The organism is Brachybacterium horti (genome assembly GCF_054777615.1).
Genome location: NZ_BAAHAM010000001.1, coordinates 899,909 through 922,046, shown reverse-complemented (window position 1 = coordinate 922,046; position 22,138 = coordinate 899,909). Strand labels below are relative to the sequence as shown.

The window sequence follows — 22,138 nt, the reverse complement described above, 5'->3', positions numbered from 1 at the left end:
GGGATCGTACGACCGTCGGGTGGGAGATCCGCCGGGTGGTGCTCAGGCGGCGGCGCTGCTCGACCCCTTGCCGGTCCGCGGTGCGAGGCGGAAGGCGACCACGGCGGAGGTGATCGCGGCGGTCGCCATGAGCGCGGCGAGCACGACGATCTGGAAGCGGCCCGCCTCGAGCGGGGACACGCCGCCGAAGATCGCGCCGACGAAGGCGCCCGGCAGGGTCACGAGCCCGGTGGTGCGGGTCTGGTCGGTGGTGGGGATGATCGCCTCGCGCAGCCCGTGCCGCGCCATGTCGATGGTCGCGCGGCGAGGGGTGGCGCCGAGGGCGAGCCAGCCCTCGACCTCGTCCCAGCGGTCGTCGACCGCCTGCACGACGCGGCGCCCGGCCAGGGTCGAGGTGGTCATGGCGTTGCCGATGACGATCCCGCCGATCGCGAGGGCGTAGCGGGCGGTGGGCTCGATCGCCCCCGCCGCGAAGACCACGGCGAGGGGGACGAGCACCCCGCCGCCCATGGCGAGGGCGGTGAGGGGGAGGTGCGTGCGCAGGTCGCCGAGGCGCCGGGCGCTCGTGGCCGCGGCGACGGTGAACATGACCGCGAGGGCGAGCGCCACCCAGCGCACGTCGGTGATGACGCCGGAGAGCACCACGCCCAGCAGGGCCAGCTGCACGGTGCCGCGGAGGATCGCGAGCGCCGAGGCGAAGCGGTGCGGCACGCGCGCGGCGCCGAGCACCGCCGTGGTCAGCACGGTGAGCAGCAGGACGCCCAGCAGGGTGCGCACCACGGTCTCGGTGTCGGGCACGACGGCTCCTCCTGCCTCGGGTGGACGGACCTCCGCAGGGTAGTCCCCGTCCGGCGGGCGATGAGACGACGATCACGGTCCACGGACCGGAATAAAGCAAGCTCGAACTGGCGAAAAGGTGCGAGGCGAGGCTAGCCTCAGCATGTCCGGTTCCGGTTCATCCGCACCGCAGGACCCCGCCCTTCCCCTGCTCACGAAGCCCGAGGCTCCCCATGACCACCGCCCTCAGCCGCCGCACCCTCGGATCCGCCTCCGCCGCCGGAGCGCTCGGTCTGCTCCTCGCCGCCTGCAGCGGCGCCGACGCCGACACCGCCGCGGGCGCCTCCGACGCCGGCGGCGCTGCTGGCTCCGTCGGTACTGTCGAGATCGAGGACAACAACGGCACCCAGACGATCGCCACGCCTCCCGCCTCCGTCGTCGCGACGGACAACCGCACCTTCGAGACCCTCGAGGACTGGGGCGTCACCCTCACCGCCGCCGCCCGCGCGCTCATGCCCACGACCATCGGCTACCGCGACGACGAGTCCATCGTCGACCTCGGCAACCACCGCGAGCCCGACCTCGAGGCCGTCGTCGCCGCCCAGCCCACCCTCATCATCAACGGGCAGCGCTTCACCCAGTTCCACGACGACCTCGCCCGCCTCGCGCCCGACGCGACCGTGCTCGAGCTCGACCCCCGTGACGACCAGCCCTTCGCCGACGAGCTCAAGCGCCAGGTCACCGCGCTCGGCACGATCTTCGGCAAGGAGACCGAGGCCGCGGACCTCGGCACCGGCCTCGACGCCGCCATGGACCGCGTGAAGGCCGCCTACGACGGCTCCTCCACCGTCATGGCCGTCAACGTCTCCGGCGGCGAGATCGGCTTCATCGCCCCCGGCGCCGGCCGCACCCTCGGCTGGACCTTCGAGGCCCTCGGCCTGGTCCCCGCGCTCGAGGTCGAGGGCGCGAGCGACGACCACCAGGGCGACGACATCTCCGTCGAGGCGATCGCCTCCGCGAACCCCGCCTGGATCCTCGTCATGGACCGCGACGCCGCCGTGAGCGCCGACGACCCCTCCTACGAGCCCGCCGCGCAGGTCCTCGAGGCCTCCGAGGCGCTCGCCGGCGTCACAGCCGTCACCGAGGGCAACATCCTCTACATGCCGGAGGACACCTACACCAACGAGGGCATCCAGACCTACACCGAGTTCTTCGAGAGCTTCGCCGACGCCCTCGAGAAGAAGGCCTGAGCCCCCGGGCAGGAACCACCCGCATGACCTCCCGCGCCACCACCGCGCGACCCGCGACCGCGCCGGCACCCCGCCGGCGCGGTCGTGAGCGCCTCCTCGACGCGAAGCTGCTGATCGGCCTCGCCGTCGTCGGCGCCCTGCTCGTCGCCTCCCTGTTCACCGGCGTCTACGACCTCGGCGCGGAGGACGGCGCGCAGATGTTCGCCATCACCCGCGTGCCCCGCACGATCGCGCTCGTCCTCGCCGGCGCCGCCATGGCCATGTCCGGCCTGGTCATGCAGCTGCTCACGCAGAACCGCTTCGTCGAGCCCTCGACCACCGGCACCACCGAGTGGGCGGGCCTCGGCCTCATCGCCGTCATGATCGTCGCCCCGCAGTCCTCGCTGCTCACCCGGATGAGCGTCGCCGTCGTCTTCGCCTTCATCGGCACGATGGTCTTCTTCGCGGTGCTGCAGCGGGTCACCCTGCGCAGCTCCCTCATCGTCCCGATCATCGGGCTCATGCTCGGCGCGGTCGTCAGCTCCGTCTCGACCTTCGTGGCGCTGCAGTTCGACGCCCTGCAGATCCTCGGCGTCTGGTTCGCCGGCTCCTTCACCTCGGTGCTGCGCGGTCAGTACGAGGTGCTGTGGGTCGTCGCCCTGGTCGCGGTCGCGGTGTTCGTCCTCGCGGACCGCCTCACCGTCGCGGGGCTCGGCGAGGACGTCGCGACGAGCGTCGGCGTGAGCTACCGGCGGATGGTCCTCGCGGGCACCGCCCTCGTCGCCGTCGCGACGGGCGTGGTCACCGTGGTGGTCGGCAACCTGCCGTTCCTCGGGCTCGTGGTCCCCAACATCGTCTCGATGCTGCGCGGGGACGACCTGCGCTCGAACCTGCCGTGGGTGTGCCTGCTCGGCATCGGCGTGGTCACCCTGTGCGACCTCGTGGGCCGGATCGTCATCATGCCCTTCGAGGTGCCGGTCTCCCTCATCCTCGGCGTCGTCGGCGCCGCGGTGTTCATCGCCCTCCTCCTGCGGCAGCGCCGACGTGGCTGAGCGCGCGACCGCCGTCGGCGCCGTCGGTCCCGACGGCCCGGCCCCTGACGTCCCCGTCGCCACCGCCGCACGCAGCGGCTCCGGCGCCTTCCCGGACGCCCGCGCCCGCCGCCGCTACCTGATCGTGCTCATCGCCCTCCTGCTCGCCGCCGGTGGCTGCGCCTACGCCCTGCTCGCCGTCGGCAACCCGATGCCGCCGGGCAGCGAGGGCTTCCGGCTCATCGCGCAGATGCGCGCCACCTCCGTGACGACGATGCTGATCGCTGCGTTCTGCCAGGCCACCGCCACGATCGCCTTCCAGACAGTGACCGCGAACCGCATCATCACGCCGTCCCTGCTGGGCTTCGAGTCCCTCTACACGGCGATCCAGACCACCGCCGTCTACGTGCTCGGCGTGGCCGGCGTCGTCGCGATCCAGGGCACCGGGCAGTTCCTGCTCCAGGTCGCCGCGATGGTGGGACTGTCGATGCTGCTCTACGGCTGGCTGCTGCGCGGCCGCTACGCGGACATGCAGGTCATGCTGCTGATCGGCATCATCCTCGGCGGCGGGCTCGGCTCGATCTCCTCCTTCATGCAGCGCCTGCTCACCCCGAGCGAGTTCGACGTGCTCTCCGCGCGGCTCTTCGGCTCCGTCTCCAACGCACGCGTCGAGTACCTGCCCTGGGCGATCGGCCTCGCCGGCATCGCGGGCGCCGGCATCTGGCTGAGCGCGCGGAAGCTCGACGTCCTCGCGCTCGGCCGGGACGTGTGCCTGAACGTGGGCGTCGACCACCGCCGGCAGACGCTCCTGGTGCTCGTCCTGGTCTCCGTGCTCATGGCGACCTCGACCGCGCTCGTGGGGCCGATGACCTTCTTCGGCTTCCTCGTCGCGACCCTCACCTACCAGCTCGCGGGCACGCACGCGCACCGCCTGCTGCTGCCGCTCGGCGTGCTGCTCGGCTTCGTCGTGCTCGCCGGCGCCTACCTCGTCATGGACCACGTCTTCTACGCCGGCGGCGTGGTCTCCGTCATCATCGAGCTCGTCGGCGGCACGGTCTTCCTGGTCGTGCTGCTGCGGAAGGGTCGTCTGTGATCGCCATCGACACGGTGCGCAAGCGCTACCGCTCCGCCGACGGGACCGTCGAGATCGGGCCCGTGACCCTCGAGATCCCCGCGGGCGGCGTCACCGCCCTCGTGGGCCCGAACGGCGCGGGCAAGTCCACCCTGCTCACGATGGTGGGACGGCTGCTCGGGATCGACGAGGGCGCGATCGAGGTCGCCGGGTACGACGTCTCCCGCACCGCCTCCAAGGACCTCGCGAAGGTCCTCTCCGTGCTGCGCCAGGAGAACCACTTCATCACCCGGCTCACGGTGCGCCAGCTCGTGGGCTTCGGCCGCTTCCCGCACTCGCAGGGACGCCTCACCGCGGCCGACGAGCAGAAGATCAGCGAGGCCATCGACTTCCTGGGCCTGCAGGAGCTCGAGTCCCGCTACCTCGACCAGCTCTCCGGCGGGCAGCGCCAGCGCGCCTACGTCGCCATGGTCCTCGCCCAGGACACGGAGTACGTGCTGCTGGACGAGCCGCTGAACAACCTCGACATGCGCCACAGCGTGCAGATGATGCGCCGCCTCCATGCGGCCGCGCACGAGCTGGGCCGCACGATCGTCGTCGTGCTCCACGACGTGAACTTCGCGGCCCGCTACGCGGATCGCATCATCGCGATGAAGGACGGCCGGGTCGTCGAGTCCGGGCCGGTCGCCGCGATCATGGACGGGGCGCTGCTCAGCCGCGTCTTCGACACGGACGTGCAGGTGATCGACGGGCCCGACGGCCCCCTCGCCGTCTACTACTGAGCGCGGGGGCCGACGGGGCCGACGGGGCGGTCAACGCCCTCGACGGATCACTTCGAGGCGGGGTCCGTGCCGCCGCGGCCGGCCTCGCCGCGGTCCAGGCCGTCGATCGCGGCGATCTCCTCGTCGGTGAGCCGGAGCTCCGCCGCGGCGAGGTTCTCCACGATGCGTTCCGGGGTGACCGACTTCGGCAGCGCGACGATGCCGTGCGCGAGGTGCCACGCGAGCACGACCTGCGCGGGGGTGGCGTCGTGGGCGGCGGCCGCCTCCGTGATCACCGGGTTCTCGAGCAGGTCGGACTTGCCCTGGCCCAGCGGACCCCACGACTCGGTGACGATGCCGTGGCGGGCGTGCGCCTCGCGCAGCTCGGTCTGCGGGAAGTAGGGGTGCAGCTCGATCTGGTGCACGGCGGGGACCTCGCCGGTCGCCTCGATGATCTCCTCGAGCTGGGGGAGCGGGAAGTTGGAGACGCCGATCGAGCGGACCAGGCCGCGCTCGCGCAGCTCGATGAGCGTCCGCCACGCCTCGAGGTACTTCCCCTGCGAGGGGGCGGCCCAGTGGATGAGGTAGAGGTCGACCTGCTCGATGCCGAGGCGCTCGAGGGAGGCCTCGGCGGCGGCGATCGCGTCGTCGTGGGCGTGGGCGTCGTCCCAGAGCTTGGTGGTGACGAAGACGTCGTCGCGGTCCAGGCCGGAGTCGCGCAGGGCCTGGCCCACGCCGTCCTCGTTGCCGTAGATCCTCGCGGTGTCGACGTGGCGGTAGCCGGCGCGCAGGGCCTGGCCGGTGACGTCGGCGGTGACCTCGGCGTCCACCTTGAAGACGCCGTAGCCGAGCTGGGGGATGGAGCGGCCGTCGTTGAGCGGGACGGAGGGCACGGTGGGCATGGGAGCGCCTTTCCTCAGGAACAGGGGGATCGTCGCCGAGCGTACGCGCGGGGTGCCGGGCGGGATCAACCCTTCGGACGATGGCAGGATCTGACGCGGCGTCATAACGTGGGGGTCATGAGAACGAACCGCCCCGCCCCCGGGGCGACCGCGCAGGCCGCCCCCGATCCCACCGCCCGAGCGGTGCCCGCGCCCGCCGCACCCGTCGACCCCGCGCGCCCGGCTCCGCCCGTCGGCCCCGGCACCGCCGTCGGCCCCGGCCCCGCCGCGGACCCCCGCCGCTGGAAGGCGCTCGGCGTGCTCGCCGCCGGCCTCGCGCTCATCGTGATCGACGGCTCGATCGTCGCCGTCGCCCTCCCGGACATCGTCCGTGACCTGGGTCTGGACCTCACCGACGCGCAATGGGTGTCCGCGAGCTACGCCGCGGTGCTCTCCGCGCTGCTGCTCGTCGTCGGCCGGCTCGGCGACCGGATCGGACGACGCCGGCTCTTCCTCGCCGGCACCGCCGTGTTCGTCATCGGCTCCGTGCTCGCCGCGCTCGCGGGCGGCGCCGGATCGCTCATCGGCGCGCGCCTCGTGCAGGGCGTGGGCGGCGCGCTCATCCTCCCCTCGACCCTCTCCACCGTGAACGCGACCTTCCGCGGGAAGGAGCGTGCGGCCGCCTTCGGCGTCTGGGGCGCGGTCATGGCCGGCGCCGCGGCCCTCGGCCCGCTCCTCGGCGGCTGGCTCACGAGCTCCTTCTCCTGGCCGTGGATCTTCGCGGTCAACGTGCCGATCGGCGCCCTCGTCATCGCCGGCACCCTCGCCTGGGTCCCCGAGACCCGGCAGGAGGCGGCCGACGGCGGCGCGGGGACCCAGGGTGCGGCAGGCGCGGCAGGTACGGCAGGCGCGGTGGGCGCCGTCGCACCGACAGGGCTCCGGGCGCAGCGGCTCGACCTGCCGGGCGCCCTGCTCAGCGCCGCCGGCCTCGCCGCCCTCGTCATCGGCATCATCGAGGGGACCACGCTCGGCTGGTGGACCGCGCAGGCCCCGCTCGCGATCGGGCCGCTGAGCCTCACCGGCCCCGCCGGCCTCTCCCTCACCCCCGTGCTGATCCTCGCCGGTCTCGCGCTGCTCGGCGCCTTCGTGTTCGTCGAGTCCCGTCGCGCCACCGCCGGCGACGGGGTGCTGCTCGACCTCACCCTCTTCCGCCTGCCCGGTTTCGCCTGGGGCAACGTGACCGCCGCGGCCGTCGCCGTGGGGGAGTTCGGCCTGCTCTTCGTGCTGCCCCTCTACCTCGTGGACGTCGAGGGCCTCGGCCTGCTCGCCTCCGGCCTGGTGCTCGCGGCCATGGCGCTCGGTGCTTTCGCCTCCGGCAGTGCCGCCCGGCACCTCGCCGCGCGGATCGGCGCCCCCGCGACCGTGATCGTGGGGCTCGCGGCGGAGCTGCTCGGTGTGAGCGTCCTCGCGGGGGTGCTCCGGCCGGGCGTCCCGATCGCCCTGCTGGTCGTCGTGCTCGTGGTCTACGGCCTGGGCCTCGGCCTCGCCTCCGCGCAGCTCACCTCGACCGTTCTCGCCGCGGTGCCCGTCGCGCAGTCCGGGCAGGGCTCGGCCACGCAGTCGACCGTGCGGCAGCTGGGCACGGCGCTCGGCACCGCGATCTCCGGCGCGCTGCTGGGCGCGGGCCTCGCCTCCGGGGCGAGCGGCCTGACGGACGAGGCGGCCCGCTACGGCCAGGCGCTCACCGACACCGCCGGCTCCGTGCTCCCGGCCCTGGACGGCACCGCGAGCAGCGCCGCGATCGCCCAGCTCGACCTCGTCTTCACCGACGGCTCGCGCCTCGCCCTCGCCGGTGCCGCGCTCTTCCTGCTGCTGGGCCTGCTCGGCGCGGTCCAGGTCGCCCGCGCCGCTCGCCGCCCCGCCTGAGCCGTCGCCGCTTACCGTCCACCGCCCTGCCCGCCGCCCCGTCCGCCGCTCCGCCCCCCCCCGGCTCCTCGCGGGTACGGGACCTCTTCGTACGGGTCCCGCCTCTGAGGGGCCGACCCGTACGAAGAGGTCCCGTGGCCCGCGGGGCGGGGCGGGGCCGACGGGGCAGGGCCGACGGGGCAGGGCCCGGGCCGACGGGGCCGAGGGGCCGTCGGCCGCGCGGCGGGCGCGCCCAGGGCGGTCCCGTGCGTCGGCCCTACGATGGGGGCATGACCTCGAGCAGGCCGGGACACCCCGGGTGACGCCGGCACGCCGCGCGCGCCTGTCGCCGCTCGAGCGCCCCGTCCCCGCGGAGCAGCCGGGGTACGACCACGATCGCGGGCACTCCCCGGTCGGCGGCCGGTTCGAGCTGTACGCGCTGCTGGACACCCTCTTCATCGTCGCGGGCCTCGTGGTCTCCGTGTGGCTCGCCTTGCTCTACCTGCTCGAGGGCATCTCGCTCACGCCGGCGCGGCTGCTGTACCTCGTGGGCTTCTGGGTGCTGCTCACGTACATCACCCTGCCGCGACTGCACCAGGTGCTCACCTGGATGTACCTGCCGGACTACTTCTTCGGCCGCACGCGCACCACCGAGGGGGTGCTCTCCGATCCCGTCAACGTCGCGCTCGACGGCCCGGAGGAGGACCTCCACGTCGCCATGCGGCGCGCGGGATGGGTGCTCGCGGAGGAGCGGACCGTCGGCTCCGCCTGGGACATGATCCGCTCGACGCTGCTGCGCCGCTCCTACCCGGCCGCGCCCGTCTCCGACCTCTACCTCATGGGCCGCCGCCACGACTTCACCTACCAGCAGGAGGTGGGCGGCACCACCACGAAGCGCCACCACGTGCGGTTCTGGAGGATGCCGCCGGACTTCGTGCTGCCCGGCGGCTACCGCAGCGACTGGCTCGCCGCCGGCACCTACGACCGCGCCGTCGGCTTCTCCTTCTTCACCCTCCAGATCACGCACCGCATCGACGAGAACATCGACGTCGAGCGCGACTACCTCGTCGACACCCTGCGCTTCGCGGACGAGGACATCGAGGTCGAGGTGATCGAGGGCTTCTCGACCGCGTACCACTCGCGCAACGGGCAGGGTGACCGCTTCCGCACCGACGGCGACCTCCCGATCATCGACGTCGGGGGCGCGGCCGCCCGATCGGACGGCGCGACCGCGATGATGCTGCCGCGGCACCGCCCCACCGGCACCACCGTCATGAAGGCCCGCGCCTACGCGGCGACGCAGAGCGCGCTCGCCGCCGCCCGCGCGAGGACCGGAGTGGGGCCCAAGGGTGCCGCGGCCGTGCGACCGGGGGAGCTCGCCTCCCAGTGGCACGGCACGGTCGACGACATCCACGAGGCCGTCGCCGGCGCCGTGGACCACCACCTCCCGCCGCCGACGGTGCTGTTCACCGCGGGTCTCGTGCTCCTGCAGGCCGTCCTCCTCGCCGTGCAGGGCGTGTCGATGCTCGCCGGGGCGGACCTCTCCCAGCGGTTCCCGGACGCGGAGGTCATGTTCCCCGAGCGCTCGACGCTGCTGCCCGTCGGGATCCTCGCCGCGGTCCAGCTCGTGCTGATGGTGGGGATCCTGCGGCGCAGCCGCTGGTCGCGCATCGTGCTCATGGGACTGTTCGCGGCGACCGCGATCACCCGGCTCGCCGTCTCCACGACGACCGCCGGGGACGTCACCCACACGGCGCTCGCCGCGGCGGGCGCCTCGGTGCTGGGCCTGCTCGCGATCTCCTCCGACGCCTCCCGGCTCTGGGTGCGCACCCAGCGCCTGCCCACGCGCGTGACCGGGGACACCGTGGGGTAAAGTTCCCCCACCCTCTCCCCGAGCGGACGGAGCTTCCCCCCATGAGCGCATCCCCGCGCCAGGCGCCCCCCACCGAGGGCGCGAGCGGCCAGCCGGAGCTGAAGAAGGCGATCACGCCCAAGCTGCTGCTGCTGTTCATCGTCGGTGACATCCTCGGCACCGGTGTCTACTCCCTGACCGGAAAGGTCGCCGGCGAGGTCGGCGGCGCCGGCTGGCTGCCCATCATCATCGCCTTCGCCGTCGCGATGGTCTCCGCCCTCTCCTATGTGGAGATGGTGACCAAGTACCCGCAGGCCGCCGGTGCCGCGCTGTACGTGCACAAGGCGTTCGGCATCCACTTCCTCACCTTCATGGTGACCTTCGCCGTCCTCTCCTCCGGCATCACGTCGGCCTCCAACAGCGCGATCTTCCTCGCGGAGAACGTGCTGAAGGCCTTCGGACTCGAGGAGAGCCTCGGTGACGCGGCCGCGCCGCTCACCACCGGCATCGCCCTGGCGTTCCTCGTGATCGTCGCGCTCGTGAACCTGCGCGGCGTCGCGGAGTCCGTGAAGGCGAACGTGGTGCTCACCGCCATCGAGATGACGGGCCTCGCGCTCGTCATCGTCGTCGGCTTCTTCACCGTCGCCCGCGGCCAGGCCGACTTCTCCCGCGTCATCCTCTTCGAGACGCAGGACGAGAAGGGCATGTTCATGGCGGTCATCGGCGCCACCGCCCTCGCCTTCTTCTCCATGGTGGGCTTCGAGGACTCGGTCAACATGGCCGAGGAGACCGTGGACCCCGTGAAGAACTTCCCCCGGGCCCTCATCACGGGCCTGTCGATCACCGGCGTGATCTACGTGCTCATCTCGATCCTCGCGGTCGCGGTGGTGCCGATCGGCCGCCTCACCGAGTCGACGACCCCGCTGCTCGAGGTCGTGAAGGTGGGCGCGCCCGGCATCCCGATCGACACGATCTTCGCGTTCATCTCCATCTTCGCGGTCGCGAACACGGTGCTCATCAACATGATGATGGCCTCCCGCCTGCTCTACGGCATGTCCAAGCAGGGCGTGCTGCCGGGCTTCCTGCGCGGGGTCCTCGCGAGCCGCCGCACCCCGTGGGCCGGCATCGTCTTCTCGACCGTGCTCGCCTTCGCCCTCGTGCTCTCCGTGCGCTACGTGCTCGCGGAGGACACGATCGCCGCCCTCGGCGGGACCACCGCGCTGCTGCTGCTGGCCGTGTTCGGCCTCGTGAACGTCTCGGTGCTCGTGCTGCGCAAGGACAAGGTCGAGAACCGACACTTCCGCACCCCCACGGTGCTGCCGTGGATCGGCGCTGCGACCTCCTTCGCCCTGGTCACGCCGCTCGCGCAGCCCGCGCAGAACTACGTCATCGCGGGCGGCCTGCTGGCCGTGGGTCTCGTGCTCTACATCGCCACCTGGATCTACAACAGTGCGATCAAGGCGCGGCGCACCCGCTTCCACCACCCCGACGACATCGGTCGCGACTGACACCCGTCCCGTTCCTCCTCCATCACCGGGAGCTGCCATGTCCTCCACCCCCACCTCGTCGACCTCGACGATCCTGCTCGCCTACGTCCCCAGCGCCACGAGCGAGGCGGCGCTCGCCTTCGCCGTCGATGAGGCGGAGCTCCGCGGCGCCCGCCTGCTCGTGCTGGCCTCCGAGGCCGGAGCGGATCCCCGCAAGGGCCGTGCGGTGACCGACCCCCGACCGCTGCCGGAGCGGCTCGCGGAGACCGGCCTCGAGGTCGAGATCCAGACCGTCGACCGTCGTGACGACCCGGCGGACGACATCCTCGACGCGATCGAGGCGACCCGCCCGGACCTCGTGGTGCTCGGCATCCGCCGCCGCACCCCGATCGGGAAGATCCTGCTGGGCTCGACCTCGCAGCGCGTGGTCATGGAGTCGCCCTCGCCGGTGGTGCTCGTGAAGCCCGAGAGCTTCGTCGCACCCCGTCGCCCCTGAGCGGGCCGCGTCACCGCTTCCCCGAGGCCCCGTCGGCACGCGCCGGCGGGGCCTCGTCGTGCCCGGAAGGGGCAGTCGGGGGCGAGTGTTCACCTCGCTGTCGCCTTCCCGTGCTCTGCCCCTCACTTTGCTGACGGAGAGTCACGACGGCCCGCCGCCCCGTGCCGGCGGGAACCCTCCCCGACAGCGAAGGAACCCCCGTGGCCCTCATCGACCTCCCCCTGCTCATGAAGGATCACGTGCGGGGCAAGCGCTCCGCCGTGACCTGCGCCCTGAAGTGCGGCAACGCGTGCACCAAGGAGACCTGCAACTCCTCGCACAACGACTACTTCCGCGACGTGGTCTCCGGTGTCCTGAGCCGCCGCCTGCTCCTGGGCGGCACCGCCGCCGGGGCCCTCGCGATCGGCGTCGCCGGCACGACCGGGGGCCTCGGCGGCATGGCCCCCGCGGCCGCCGCGCCGAAGGGCAGCAAGCTCGACTTCGAGGCGATCGCGCCCGTGGACTACACGCAGGACAGCTTCGTCGTGCCCGAGGGCTTCTCCTGGCACCCGGTCATCTCCTGGGGCGCGAAGCTGTGGTCCGACGCCCCCGACTTCGACTGGAACGCGCAGTCGGGCGAGGCGCAGGCCCGCCAGTTCGGCTACAACAACGACTACACCGAGATCCAGGAGATCCCGGGCAGCAACGGCAAGCGCGCCCTCATGTTCGTGAACCACGAGTACACGAACGAGAACATCATGTTCCCGGACTCCACCGACGCGAAGACCCTCGCCGAGGTCACCCTCGCCGCGCACGGCCTCACCGTCGTCGAGCTGAAGCGCGACTCCCGCACCGCGCCCTACGCCCCGGTCGTGGACAGCGAGTACAACCGCCGCTTCCTCTCCGACACCGAGTACGACTTCACCGGTCCGGCCGTCGGCTCCGACCTGCTGAAGACCTCCCAGTTCCCCAAGGGCCGCCACACCGAGGGCACCTTCGGCAACTGCTCGGGCGGCCTCACCCCCTGGGGCACGCTGCTCTCCGGCGAGGAGAACTTCAACGGCTACTTCCGCACCGCCGGAACCTCCGCCGAGGACAAGCGCTACGGCCTCGGCGCGAATGACCTCGCCCGCGGCTGGCAGGAGATCGACCCCCGCTTCGACGCGACCACCGAGGGTCTCGAGAACTCCGTGAACCACTTCGGCTGGATCGTCGAGGTCGACCCGTGGGACCCGAGCTCCACCCCGCGCAAGCACACGTCGCTGGGCCGCTTCAAGCACGAGGGCGCGAACGTCATCGTCGCGGAGAACGGCAAGGTCGTCGCCTACTCCGGTGACGACGAGCGCTTCGACTACCTCTACAAGTTCGTCTCGGAGGGCTACTACGACGAGGGGAACAAGAAGCACAACATGACCCTCCTGGAGAGCGGCGACCTCTACGTCGCGAAGTTCTCCGGCAACTCCCCGGCCTCCGAGATCGACGGCACCGGCGACCTCCCCTCCGACGGCGCCTTCGACGGCTCCGGCGAGTGGCTGCCGCTCGTCGTCGCCGGCGAGTCCAAGGTCGAGGGCATGAGCGTCGAGGAGGTGCTCGTCCACACCCGCCTCGCCGCGGACAAGGTCGGCCCCACCAAGATGGACCGCTGCGAGGATGTCGAGCCCTCGCTCAGCTCGCGCCGCGTCTACGTGGCCTGCACGAACAACTCCAACCGCGGCACGGACGGCAAGGCCGGCCCGGACGAGGCGAACCCCCGCACCGAGAACCGCGACGGCCACGTCGTCGAGATCGACGAGAAGGGCGACCAGACCTCGACGAGCTTCGCGTGGAACCTGCTGCTCGTGTGCGGTGACCCGGAGACCGACCAGGGCACCTACTTCGGCGGCTACCCGGCGGAGAAGGTCTCCCCGATCTCCTGCCCGGACAACCTCGCCTTCGACTCCGTCGGCAACCTGTGGATCTCCACCGACGGCGCGCCCGACGGCATCGGCTACAACGACGGCCTGTTCCGCGTGACCCTCGAGGGTGACGAGCGCGGCCGCGTCGAGCAGTTCGCCTCCATGCCCGCGCAGGCGGAGACCTGCGGCCCGATCGTGCGCGACAAGGACCGCACCGCCTTCGTCTCCGTGCAGCACCCGGGCGAGGACGGCACCTTCGACGAGCCCACCTCGATGTTCCCCGAGTACGACGGCGGCACCGGCCCCAAGCCGACCGTGGTCCAGATCCTCCCGACCACCTCCACGAGCCCCTTCACGGACGTCAAGCCCGGCCAGGAGCACTACGAGGCGATCGTGTGGGCGTGGGACAACCAGATCGCGAAGGGCTTCCCGGACGGCACCTTCCGCCCGACGACCCCTGTGAACCGCGACGCGATGGCTGCCTTCCTGCACCGTCTCGCGGGCGCCCCGAAGGTCACGCCGCCGCGCTCGGAGCCCTTCACGGACGTGAAGAAGGGCCAGGAGCACTACGACGCGATCATCTGGGCCTTCCAGAACGGCATCGCCGAGGGCTGGGGCGACGGGACCTTCCGTCCCACGCAGTCGATCACGCGTGACGCGATGGCCGCCTTCGTCTACCGCTACGCCGGCTCGCCCGACGTCGCGGCCCCCTCGAAGGCGCCGTTCACCGACGTGAAGCCGAGCCGGAAGTTCGCCAAGGAGATCGCCTGGCTCAAGGACCAGGGCATCTCCACCGGCTGGTCCGACGGCACCTTCCGCCCGTCGAACCCGATGAACCGCGACGCGACCGCGGCGTTCCTCTACCGGATGCGCCAGGAGAAGCAGATCGCCTTCAAGGCGGGCTGACCCGGCCGCCGCCGCGCAGCGGGGCCCCGTGACGCGAGCCTGCGTCACGGGGCCCCGTGCTCTCAGCGGGCGGCGCCGCCCGGGGGTGCCTCGTCGGCCGCGGGGCCGGGGCCTGTCGGCGGCTCGGGGGCGAAGACGTCGGGCACGCCGTCGGCGTCCGCGTCGACCGTCTCCCGCTCCGCGATCCGCCGGTAGCGGCGGTTGCGGGGCAGCAGCACCGCCGCGCCGACGACGGCCGCGAGCGCCGAGGCGGTGAGCACGCCGACCTTCGCCGCCGCGTGCAGGGGATCGGAGGGGTCGAAGCTCAGCTCCGTCACCAGCAGCGACACGGTGAAGCCGATCCCGGCGACGCCCGCCATGCCCACGAGGTCCACCCAGCGGATGTCCGGGTCCAGGTGCGCGCCGCGCAGGCGCGTCACGAGGAAGGTGGAGCCGACGATCCCGAGGATCTTCCCGGCGACGAGGCCCACGACGATGCCGATCGCGACGGGGCTCGACCATGCGTCGAGCAGGCCGCTCACCCCGCCCACGGCGACGCCCGCGCTGAAGAACGCGAAGACCGGCACGGCGACGCCCGTGGAGAGCGGGCGGAAGCGGTGCTCGAAGGTCTGCGCGAGGGAGTAGCGCGCCCCGTACCGGGAGCGGGAGCGCACCGGGACCATGAAGGCGAGCACCACGCCCGCGATGGTCGCGTGCACCCCGGAGTTCAGGAACAGCGCCCAGGTGATCGCCCCGAGCGGCAGCAGCACGAACCAGGCCGCGCCGTAGTGCTTCTTGAACAGCCACTCCGCGCGGTGCGCGACGAGCGCGTACAGGGCGATCGGGATGAGGGCGAGAGCCAGGTAGCCCAGGCGCAGGTCCGCCGTGTAGAAGACGGCGATGATGATGATCGCGATGAGGTCGTCCACGATCGCGAGGGTGAGCAGGAAGGTGCGCAGCGCGGTGGGCAGGTGCGAGCCGAGCAGGGCGAGCACCGCGAGCGCGAAGGCGATGTCCGTCGCGGCGGGGATCGCCCAGCCCTGCAGCGCCCCGGGCGGGCCCGCCGCGGTGATCGCGACGAACAGCAGGGCCGGCACGGCGACGCCGCCCGCGGCCGCGACCATCGGCACGAGCGCCTTGCCGGGGGAGCGGAGGTCGCCGGTCAGGAACTCCATCTTCAGCTCGAGGCCCGCGAGGAAGAAGAAGATCGCGAGCAGACCGTCGGCCGCCCAGTGGCCGAGGGTGAGGCGCAGGTGGAAGTCCCCGATGTCGACGCCGACGTAGTGGTCGCGCAGCGCCTCGTAGGCGCCGGAGGCGGGGGAGTTGGCGAGGATCAGGGCGAGCACGGTCGCCGCGAGCAGCACGAGGCCGCCCGTCGTCTCGCGGGTGAGGATCCGCTCGATGCGGAGGTACTCGCGGTAGGTGCCGCGCTCGAGGATGCGCTCCGAGCGGCGGGCCGGTGGGGTTGCGGGGGTGGGTCGGTCGTTCATCCGGGCTCCTGGTGCAGGGTCGGGGTGGACGGGTGGTCAGTCCTCGCGGTGCCCGGGCTCGAGGGCGCCGAGAGGTCGGTCGCGCTCCGCCGCGTCGCGCGGGAGCGGGCGACCGGGCAGGGAGGCGCGCACGTCCGGGTCCAGGAGCGCGACGCCGACCGTGCCGTCGAAGGTGACGAACAGGTGGGCGATGCGGGCCAGCAGCAGCGCCGTGAGGAACACGCCCGCGATCGTGGTCCACGTGGGCTGGGCGATGAACAGCAGCACCATCGCGGCGAGCACCGGCACGAGGTACATGAAGGTGCGCTGCACGTACCCGCCGAAGCTCGGCATCTGCACGCCGCGGGACTCCGCCACCGACTTCACCATGAAGTTCGGGCCGTTGCCGATGTAGGTGATCGCGCCGCACAGCACGGCGCCCAGCGAGATCGAGACGAGGTAGAGCTGGGGGACGTCCGCGACGCGGGGCTCCCCGGGCAGCTGCGTCGCCATCTCGAAGAAGGTCGCGTAGGTGGGGGCGTTGTCGAGCACCGCGCTCAGGCCGCCCGTGAAGACGAAGAGCGTGATCTCGTTCAAGGGGAGCTTCGGTGCGGCGTTCCGGAGCACCTCGAGCGCCGGCACCATCGTGAGGAAGATGCCGATGAACAGGGCGGCGACCTCCTTGATGGGGCCGAGCTCGAACTGGTTGTCCTCGTAGCGCACGGCCCGGTTCCCGAAGCGCAGCGCGGCCAGGGCGGCGCCCACCATGACGATCTCCCGCCACGGCACGAGGCCCGCGCCGTGGGCGTGGCCCTCGGCGAGCTCGTGGCCGTCCACGGAGGGGATGACGGCGACGGCGACGATGATGACCGCGAACCAGATCAGGCTGCTCGCCCCGGCGAGGCGCAGCGGGGTCACGTGCGTGCGGTCCGCGGCGACGTCCTCGGGGCGCTCGTGGGCGATGATCCGACGGTCCAGCGCCCAGTAGGTCAGCAGCAGCAGCGCGTTGACGAACAGCCACATCGGGGCGAGGTGCAGCGTCCACGTGAACGGCACGCCGCGCAGCATGCCCAGGAACAGCGGCGGGTCGCCCAGCGGCGTGAGCAGCCCGCCGCAGTTCGCGACGATGAGGATCGTGAAGACGACGGTGTGCGCCGTGTGCCGGCGCTCGGCGTTCGTGTTCAGCAGCGGCCGGATGAGCAGCATCGCCGCCCCCGTCGTACCGATGAAGCTCGCGAGCACGCCGCCCACGGCCAGGAAGATCGTGTTGGTGCGCGGGGTGGCGGCGATGTCGCCGCGCAGGAAGATGCCGCCGGAGACGACGAAGAGCGCGAAGAGCAGCGCGATGAACTGCAGGTACTCGACGCCGGCGACGGTGACGAGGTCACCGCGGCCCGCGAGCAGCACGCCGATCGTGACGGGGACGCCGAGCAGCAGCGACCACAGCAGCTGGTTGCGCGGGTGCTCCCAGTGCTTGGCGAGGGCGGGGACGAGCGGGGCGATCGCGATCGCCGCGAGCATCAGCACGAAGGGGGCGATGGACCAGGCGGGGAACGTCATGGGGACTCCTGGCGTGCGGGGCGGGGGCCGGGCTGCTTCAGGGCAGAGTAATCCCGACGCCGACCAGACTTCCCGGCACACCAGGCCCGTCGAGCGCCCTCGGCGTGCCACGCGCCAGCATGGCACACCCCCGCGGGGGTCTCGGCGGCACGTCCGCATCGCGACCCTGTCGGAGGTGACGGGGAGGTGCGGGAGCGGTGCCGGGTGCCCCGGTCTCCGATAATTCGGACCTTCACAGTCTCTGGGGACTGTGACGACTGGCCAGATCCTCCGGAAGCTCCTACCGTCGGTCCTCGGTCGAGCGCGGGGAGCCGCCCCGTGCCGCGACGAACGGAGAAACGTGAGCACGTCATCCGCAGACGGGTCCGCACCCGAGGTGCCGACCTCCACCGGGCCGATTCCCTTCGAGGAGCTGCCGGACCGGCGCACCATCCGCAAGGCGATCGCCGCCTCCGCCCTCGGCAACGCGACCGAGTGGTACGACTACGGCGCCTACGGCGTGGTCGCGCTCTACATCGCCCAGCACTTCTTCCCGCCGGACAGCGGCGGCACCTTCTGGACCTACGCCTTCATCGCGATCTCCTTCATCGCCCGCCCCTTCGGCGGGCTCGTCTGGGGACCGCTCGGAGACCGGGTGGGGCGCAAGCACGTGCTCGCCCTGACGATCCTCCTGATGTCCGGCTCGACCTTCCTCATCGGCGTCCTGCCCACCTATGAGCAGGTGGGCATCCTCGCGCCGATCCTGCTCGCGCTGCTGCGCCTGCTGCAGGGCTTCTCCACGGGCGGTGAGTACGGCGGTGCCGCGACGTTCATGGCGGAGTACGCACCGGACAAGCGTCGTGGCCAGTACGGCAGCTTCCTCGAGTTCGGCACCCTGGGCGGTGTGGCCCTCGGCTCCGGCGTGACGCTCCTGCTCGAGGTCATCCTCGGGCCGGACGTCATGGCGGACTGGGGCTGGCGCCTGCCGTTCTTCCTCGCGCTCCCGCTGGGCCTGATCGGCCTGTACCTGCGGAGCAGGCTCGACGAGTCCCCGGTCTTCCAGGAGCTCGACGATGCCGGCGAGAGCCAGGACTCGGTGGCCGGCGGTCTGCGCGACCTGGTCGTGGAGTACTGGAAGCCGATCCTCATCATGGGCGGCCTCGTGATCCCGCTGAACATCGTGAACTACACGCTGCTCACCTACATGCCCGGCTACCTCGAGTCCAAGATCGAGCTGACCACGACTCAGGCCCTGGTCGTGGTGCTGGTGGGCGAGCTCGCGATGATGGCGCTGATCCCGTTCATCGGCCGCTACTCGGACGTCCTCGGGCGCAAGAAGATGTGGTGGACCTCGTTGATCGGCCTGTTCGTCATGGCGGTGCCGATGTACATGCTCATGGGCCAGGGCTTCGCCTTCGCGATCATCGGGTTCGCGGTGCTGGGCCTGCTGTACATCCCGCAGCTGTCCACCATCTCCGCGACCTTCCCGGCGATGTTCCCCGCGCAGGTGCGCTTCGCGGGCTTCGCGGTCACCTACAACCTCTTCACCTCGATCTTCGGCGGCACGGCCGCCGGTGTGAACGAGTGGGTGGTCGGGAAGACGGGGTTCCTCGAGTTCCCTGCCGTCTACATGATGGCCGGCTGCCTGGTCGGCATGGTCGCCGTCTTCTTCCTCAAGGAGACGGCCGGTGCGTCGCTGCACGGCACGGACATCCCCGAGTCGGAGCCGGAGGACTTCGGCACGGAGGCGATCGCCGCCGAGGACCAGGCGCTCGACGAGGCCGGTCGCTGATCCTCCGGACCGGCTGACTCCGGGCCCGCACGGGACGACTGAGCCCGCCCCCACATCGGGGGCGGGCTCAGCTCATGTGGGCGTGAGGCGGGTCAGCTCTTCTTCGAGCGGCGGCCGGAGCGCCCGGACCCGGGCTGCTCCTTCTCCTGCTCGCGGGGGCGCACGAGGCGCTCGTGCCCGGACTCCTCCATCTCCGCGATCTCCTCGTGGTCCAGGAGGAACTCGGAGAACGAGCGGTAGCCCAGGGCCTTCTCGCTGAACGAGGGGTCCATGCGGCGCATGAACGTCTTCACCATCGACAGGTGCATCCACTCGGCGTCGTCCCGCTCGCCCTGCTGGAGGGCGCGCGCGAGCAGGCGGCTCGCGGCGGCGGACTCCGCGGCGGCGGTCTCGGCGGCTGTCGGCCCCGGGGAGTCCTCCGACTCGGCGGTGTCGACGTGGGTCGGAGCGGCGGTGCGGTCCCGGGTCTCCTCGGTCGTGGCGGCCGACGCGGACCCGGTCCCGCTGCCGGTGGTCGCGGCGGTGCCGGCGGCGTCGGAGGAGGTCTCCGTGCTCGCCTGGCTCTTGCGGCCGCGGCGGGGCTCCTCCCCGGCGGGCAGCTCCACGCCGGGCAGGGTCTCGTAGGAGTCGAACTGGTCGCACGCGGCGGCGAGGGACTTCGCGGTCGAGCCGGCGACGCCGAGGCCCACGACGTAGCGGCCCAGGCGGCGGCAGCGCTGCGCGAGCGGCACGTAGTCGGAGTCGCCGCCCACGATCACGACGTGGGTGAGGGCGGGGATGCGGAACATGTCCTCGACAGCGTCCACGGCGAGGCGGATGTCGGCCCCGTTCTTCGCGTAGGCGGCGGCGGGGAACAGCTGCACGAGGTCCACGGCGCGCGCGACCAGCTGGGCGCGGTAGTCGGCGTTGATGGGGGCGGACCAGTCCGCGTAGGCGCGGGTCAGCATGAGGGAGCCGAACGAGGTGGCGTGGTCGATGATCGCGCCGAAGTCCACGGTGGCGCGCGCCAGGCGGTCGGCGATCTCCGGCTCGGTGGGATCGGCGGCGATGCGCTGGCGGTCTCGGCTGAAGGCGTGGCGTCCGTGGACGCGGTCGTACCAGGACATGACGATGTTGTCGAAGTCGAGGTACACGGCGACGCGGGGGTCCTGGGGATCCGGCATGGGGCCAGTCTGCCCCCTGGAGGGGGCGCGGCGCCTCCCCGACCTGACAGGATGTGTCGATGCGCGCACGCTCCAGCTCCCGTCCCTTCGCCCAGGTCGACGTGTTCGGGGCGTCCCCGTTCCGCGGGAACCCGCTGGCCGTGGTGCTCGACGCCGACGGCCTCGACGAGGGCACGATGCGCGCCTTCGCCTCCTGGACGAACCTCTCCGAGACCACGTTCGTGCTGCCGCCCACGCAGGAGGGTGCGGACTACCGGGTGCGGATCCTGACCCCGTCCACGGAGCTCGACTTCGCCGGCCACCCCACCCTCGGCACGGCCGCCGCATGGCTCGCCGCGGGCGGTGTCCCGGCGGGGGAGCGGATCGTGCAGGAGTGCGGGGCGGGTCTCGTGGAGGTGCGCCGCGACGAGGCCGCGGGCACCCTCGCCTTCGCCGCGCCGCCCCTGCGCCGCAGCGGCCCGCTCGACGCGGAGCACGTGGGGGCCGCCGCCGCGGCCCTCGGCATCGACCCGGGCGCGGTGCGGGGCCACGCCTGGGTGGACAACGGCGCCGGCTGGTGCGTGCTCGAGCTGGGCTCCGCCGAGGAGGTGCTCGCCCTCGCCCCGGACCTCGCCGCGATCCCCGCGCGCAAGATCGCCGCGCTCGGCGTGGTCGGGCCGACCGGGTCCGACGGGACCGACGGGTCCGACGGGTCCGACGGGACGGACACGACCGGCGCCGCCGACGGCTCGGCCGGCGCGAGCGGCCCCGCCTACGAGGTGCGCGGCTTCGTCGCGGCGGACCCGGCCACCGGGACCGCCGGCTACGAGGACCCGGTCACGGGCAGCCTCAACGCCGGCATCGCCCAGTGGATGCTCGAGCGCGGCGCGCTCACCCCGCCGTGGACCGCCCACCAGGGCACCGCGCTGCGGCGGGACGGCCTCGTGCACCTGGACGTGGACGCGGACGGCACCGTGTGGGTGGGCGGCACCGTCCGCGTGGACCTGCGGGGCAGCATCGACCTCTGATCCGCGACGCCCGCTGGGGCGCGGCGCCCGCTGGGCAGCGGCGCCCGCTGAGCGCCGCCGTCGGAGGACGCCGCCCGGCCCGGCGCCGTCGGCCCCGCCGGTCTCAGGACTCGACGGCCCGTGGAGGGCGAGCCGCGATCGCGCCGAGCCCCACCACCCACGCGCTCAGCGTGAGCATCTGGGCCCGCTGCGAGAGGCCGTCGAGCAGCTGCCACTGCGGTCGCAGGGCGACCACGAGATCCGCGCCGAGCTCGACCGCGCAGCCCGCCGCGACGACCGTGACCACCGGGCCCAGCCAGCGGGGCCGTTCGCGCGGGCGGCGGCGCAGCAGCATCCACGCCGCCCCCGCGCTCGCGACCATGCCGCCCACCGAGAGGATGCTCGTCCCGTTGTGGGCCGCCCGGCGCAGCGCCCCCGGGTCGAGGGTGCCCGCCGTCGTGACCAGGCCGTCCACCCCCACCTGCGGGTCCGCGGGCAGGGTGACGATCGCCGCGAGGATCCCGCCCGCGGCGAAGGCCGCCGCCCCGCCCACCACGAGCCGCCGCCATCGCGAGACCGGCAGCGCCGCGCGCACCGCAGGCAGCTGGGCGAGCACGAGCAGCGCCGCGAGCACGTCCGTCGTGCGCAGCAGCAGGGCGCTGCGGTGCCCGGGGATCTCGAGCACGCTCACCTGCTGCGCCCACTCGTGCGGGCCCGGGACCAGCAGGTCGATGAGGAAGTTGGAGTAGAGCACCGCCGCGACCGCCCCGGTGGCGAGGTGCAGGGTGCGGCGCGAGGCCAGCACGGCGCGGGCGGCCTCCCGGCAGCGGGCGAGGACGCCGGTGCCCGGCACCCGGGCGCCGCGCAGCGCATCGTCCTGCAGCACGCGCCCACCTCCTGATCCGACCGCCGTCCTCCGACGCCACCGATTGTGCGCCG

The 22,138-nt window shown here is 72.6% G+C and carries 17 protein-coding genes; 11 read left to right on the top strand and 6 right to left on the bottom strand.

The features are described 5' to 3' along the window. Positions 1–42: 42 nt before the first annotated feature. Positions 43–798 (bottom strand): ABC transporter permease, encoded by a 756-nt coding sequence (locus ACYVAP_RS04190; protein WP_498859674.1) that lies wholly within the window; start codon positions 796–798, stop codon positions 43–45. Positions 799–1,010: 212 nt separating this feature from the next. Here ACYVAP_RS04190 and ACYVAP_RS04185 point away from each other — a divergent pair, with 212 nt between their 5' ends. Genes ACYVAP_RS04185 through ACYVAP_RS04170 form a run of 4 tightly spaced genes read left to right on the top strand, consistent with a single transcriptional unit; the run spans position 1,011 to position 4,891 of the window. Then, positions 1,011–2,027 carry a siderophore ABC transporter substrate-binding protein gene (locus ACYVAP_RS04185; RefSeq protein WP_498859673.1) on the top strand — a complete coding sequence of 339 codons (1,017 nt, stop codon included), beginning with the start codon at positions 1,011–1,013 and terminating at the stop codon, positions 2,025–2,027. A gap of 23 nt (positions 2,028–2,050) precedes the next feature. Then, on the top strand, positions 2,051–3,058 hold the full coding sequence (locus tag ACYVAP_RS04180; RefSeq protein WP_498859672.1) for an ABC transporter permease: 1,008 nt from the start codon (positions 2,051–2,053) through the stop codon (positions 3,056–3,058). Then, the gene (locus ACYVAP_RS04175; protein WP_498859671.1) at positions 3,051–4,130 is read left to right on the top strand and encodes an iron chelate uptake ABC transporter family permease subunit; all 1,080 of its coding nucleotides are present in this window, start codon (positions 3,051–3,053) and stop codon (positions 4,128–4,130) included. The genes ACYVAP_RS04180 and ACYVAP_RS04175 overlap by 8 nt, the downstream gene beginning before the upstream one ends. Then, complete coding sequence (locus ACYVAP_RS04170) at positions 4,127–4,891, top strand: iron ABC transporter ATP-binding protein (protein ID WP_103384743.1); 765 nt, start codon at positions 4,127–4,129, stop codon at positions 4,889–4,891. Before ACYVAP_RS04175 ends, ACYVAP_RS04170 begins: the two co-directional genes overlap by 4 nt. 47 nt (positions 4,892–4,938) lie before the next feature. Here ACYVAP_RS04170 and ACYVAP_RS04165 read toward each other — a convergent pair whose 3' ends face one another. Beyond that, positions 4,939–5,772: an aldo/keto reductase gene (locus tag ACYVAP_RS04165; protein WP_498859670.1), complete on the bottom strand. Its 834-nt coding sequence runs from the start codon at positions 5,770–5,772 to the stop codon at positions 4,939–4,941. Between the two features lie 117 nt (positions 5,773–5,889). Between ACYVAP_RS04165 and ACYVAP_RS04160 the strand changes: the two genes are divergently transcribed. The 5 genes from ACYVAP_RS04160 (at position 5,890) to ACYVAP_RS04140 (ending at position 14,271) form a co-directional block, all read left to right on the top strand. Further along, positions 5,890–7,677 carry an MFS transporter gene (locus tag ACYVAP_RS04160; protein WP_498859669.1) on the top strand — a complete coding sequence of 596 codons (1,788 nt, stop codon included), beginning with the start codon at positions 5,890–5,892 and terminating at the stop codon, positions 7,675–7,677. Between the two features lie 298 nt (positions 7,678–7,975). Then, the gene (locus ACYVAP_RS04155; protein WP_498859668.1) at positions 7,976–9,529 is read left to right on the top strand and encodes an LssY C-terminal domain-containing protein; all 1,554 of its coding nucleotides are present in this window, start codon (positions 7,976–7,978) and stop codon (positions 9,527–9,529) included. Positions 9,530–9,570: 41 nt separating this feature from the next. Continuing rightward, positions 9,571–11,016 carry an APC family permease gene (locus tag ACYVAP_RS04150; RefSeq protein WP_498859667.1) on the top strand — a complete coding sequence of 482 codons (1,446 nt, stop codon included), beginning with the start codon at positions 9,571–9,573 and terminating at the stop codon, positions 11,014–11,016. A gap of 37 nt (positions 11,017–11,053) precedes the next feature. Then, positions 11,054–11,491 carry a universal stress protein gene (locus ACYVAP_RS04145; protein ID WP_498859666.1) on the top strand — a complete coding sequence of 146 codons (438 nt, stop codon included), beginning with the start codon at positions 11,054–11,056 and terminating at the stop codon, positions 11,489–11,491. A 200-nt stretch (positions 11,492–11,691) separates the two neighbouring features. Beyond that, positions 11,692–14,271 carry an alkaline phosphatase PhoX gene (locus ACYVAP_RS04140; protein ID WP_498859665.1) on the top strand — a complete coding sequence of 860 codons (2,580 nt, stop codon included), beginning with the start codon at positions 11,692–11,694 and terminating at the stop codon, positions 14,269–14,271. 62 nt (positions 14,272–14,333) lie between these two features. Here the strand turns inward: ACYVAP_RS04140 and nhaA are convergent, their stop codons facing one another. Continuing rightward, a complete protein-coding gene (gene nhaA / locus ACYVAP_RS04135) occupies positions 14,334–15,740 on the bottom strand; it encodes a Na+/H+ antiporter NhaA (RefSeq protein ID WP_498859664.1) in 1,407 nt (468 codons plus the stop codon). A 36-nt stretch (positions 15,741–15,776) separates the two neighbouring features. Further along, on the bottom strand, positions 15,777–17,279 hold the full coding sequence (locus ACYVAP_RS04130; protein WP_498859663.1) for a sodium:proton antiporter: 1,503 nt from the start codon (positions 17,277–17,279) through the stop codon (positions 15,777–15,779). Between the two features lie 340 nt (positions 17,280–17,619). On the opposite strand from ACYVAP_RS04130, the gene ACYVAP_RS04125 reads away from it, so the two are divergent. Further along, entirely contained in the window at positions 17,620–19,050 is a 1,431-nt protein-coding gene (locus ACYVAP_RS04125; protein ID WP_498859662.1) for an MFS transporter, read from the top strand. Between the two features lie 92 nt (positions 19,051–19,142). On the opposite strand, the gene ACYVAP_RS04120 is transcribed toward ACYVAP_RS04125, so the two are convergent. Further along, positions 19,143–20,213, bottom strand: a complete 1,071-nt coding sequence (locus ACYVAP_RS04120) for an NYN domain-containing protein (RefSeq protein ID WP_498859661.1) — start codon at positions 20,211–20,213, stop codon at positions 19,143–19,145. A gap of 59 nt (positions 20,214–20,272) precedes the next feature. On the opposite strand from ACYVAP_RS04120, the gene ACYVAP_RS04115 reads away from it, so the two are divergent. Further along, complete coding sequence (locus tag ACYVAP_RS04115; protein ID WP_498859660.1) at positions 20,273–21,220, top strand: PhzF family phenazine biosynthesis protein; 948 nt, start codon at positions 20,273–20,275, stop codon at positions 21,218–21,220. A gap of 103 nt (positions 21,221–21,323) precedes the next feature. On the opposite strand, the gene ACYVAP_RS04110 is transcribed toward ACYVAP_RS04115, so the two are convergent. After that, a complete protein-coding gene (locus tag ACYVAP_RS04110; protein WP_498859659.1) occupies positions 21,324–22,085 on the bottom strand; it encodes a DUF998 domain-containing protein in 762 nt (253 codons plus the stop codon). Between the last annotated feature and the right edge of the window lie 53 nt (positions 22,086–22,138).

Coding starts and splice junctions, on each gene's coding strand:
- ACYVAP_RS04185 (WP_498859673.1), top strand. CDS start 1,011: ATGACCACCGCCCTCAGCCGCCGCACCCTCGGATCCGCCTCCGCCGCC.
- ACYVAP_RS04180 (WP_498859672.1), top strand. CDS start 2,051: ATGACCTCCCGCGCCACCACCGCGCGACCCGCGACCGCGCCGGCACCC.
- ACYVAP_RS04165 (WP_498859670.1), bottom strand. CDS start 5,772: ATGCCCACCGTGCCCTCCGTCCCGCTCAACGACGGCCGCTCCATCCCC.
- ACYVAP_RS04160 (WP_498859669.1), top strand. CDS start 5,890: ATGAGAACGAACCGCCCCGCCCCCGGGGCGACCGCGCAGGCCGCCCCC.
- ACYVAP_RS04150 (WP_498859667.1), top strand. CDS start 9,571: ATGAGCGCATCCCCGCGCCAGGCGCCCCCCACCGAGGGCGCGAGCGGC.
- ACYVAP_RS04145 (WP_498859666.1), top strand. CDS start 11,054: ATGTCCTCCACCCCCACCTCGTCGACCTCGACGATCCTGCTCGCCTAC.
- nhaA (WP_498859664.1), bottom strand. CDS start 15,740: ATGAACGACCGACCCACCCCCGCAACCCCACCGGCCCGCCGCTCGGAG.
- ACYVAP_RS04130 (WP_498859663.1), bottom strand. CDS start 17,279: ATGACGTTCCCCGCCTGGTCCATCGCCCCCTTCGTGCTGATGCTCGCG.
- ACYVAP_RS04120 (WP_498859661.1), bottom strand. CDS start 20,213: ATGCCGGATCCCCAGGACCCCCGCGTCGCCGTGTACCTCGACTTCGAC.
- ACYVAP_RS04115 (WP_498859660.1), top strand. CDS start 20,273: ATGCGCGCACGCTCCAGCTCCCGTCCCTTCGCCCAGGTCGACGTGTTC.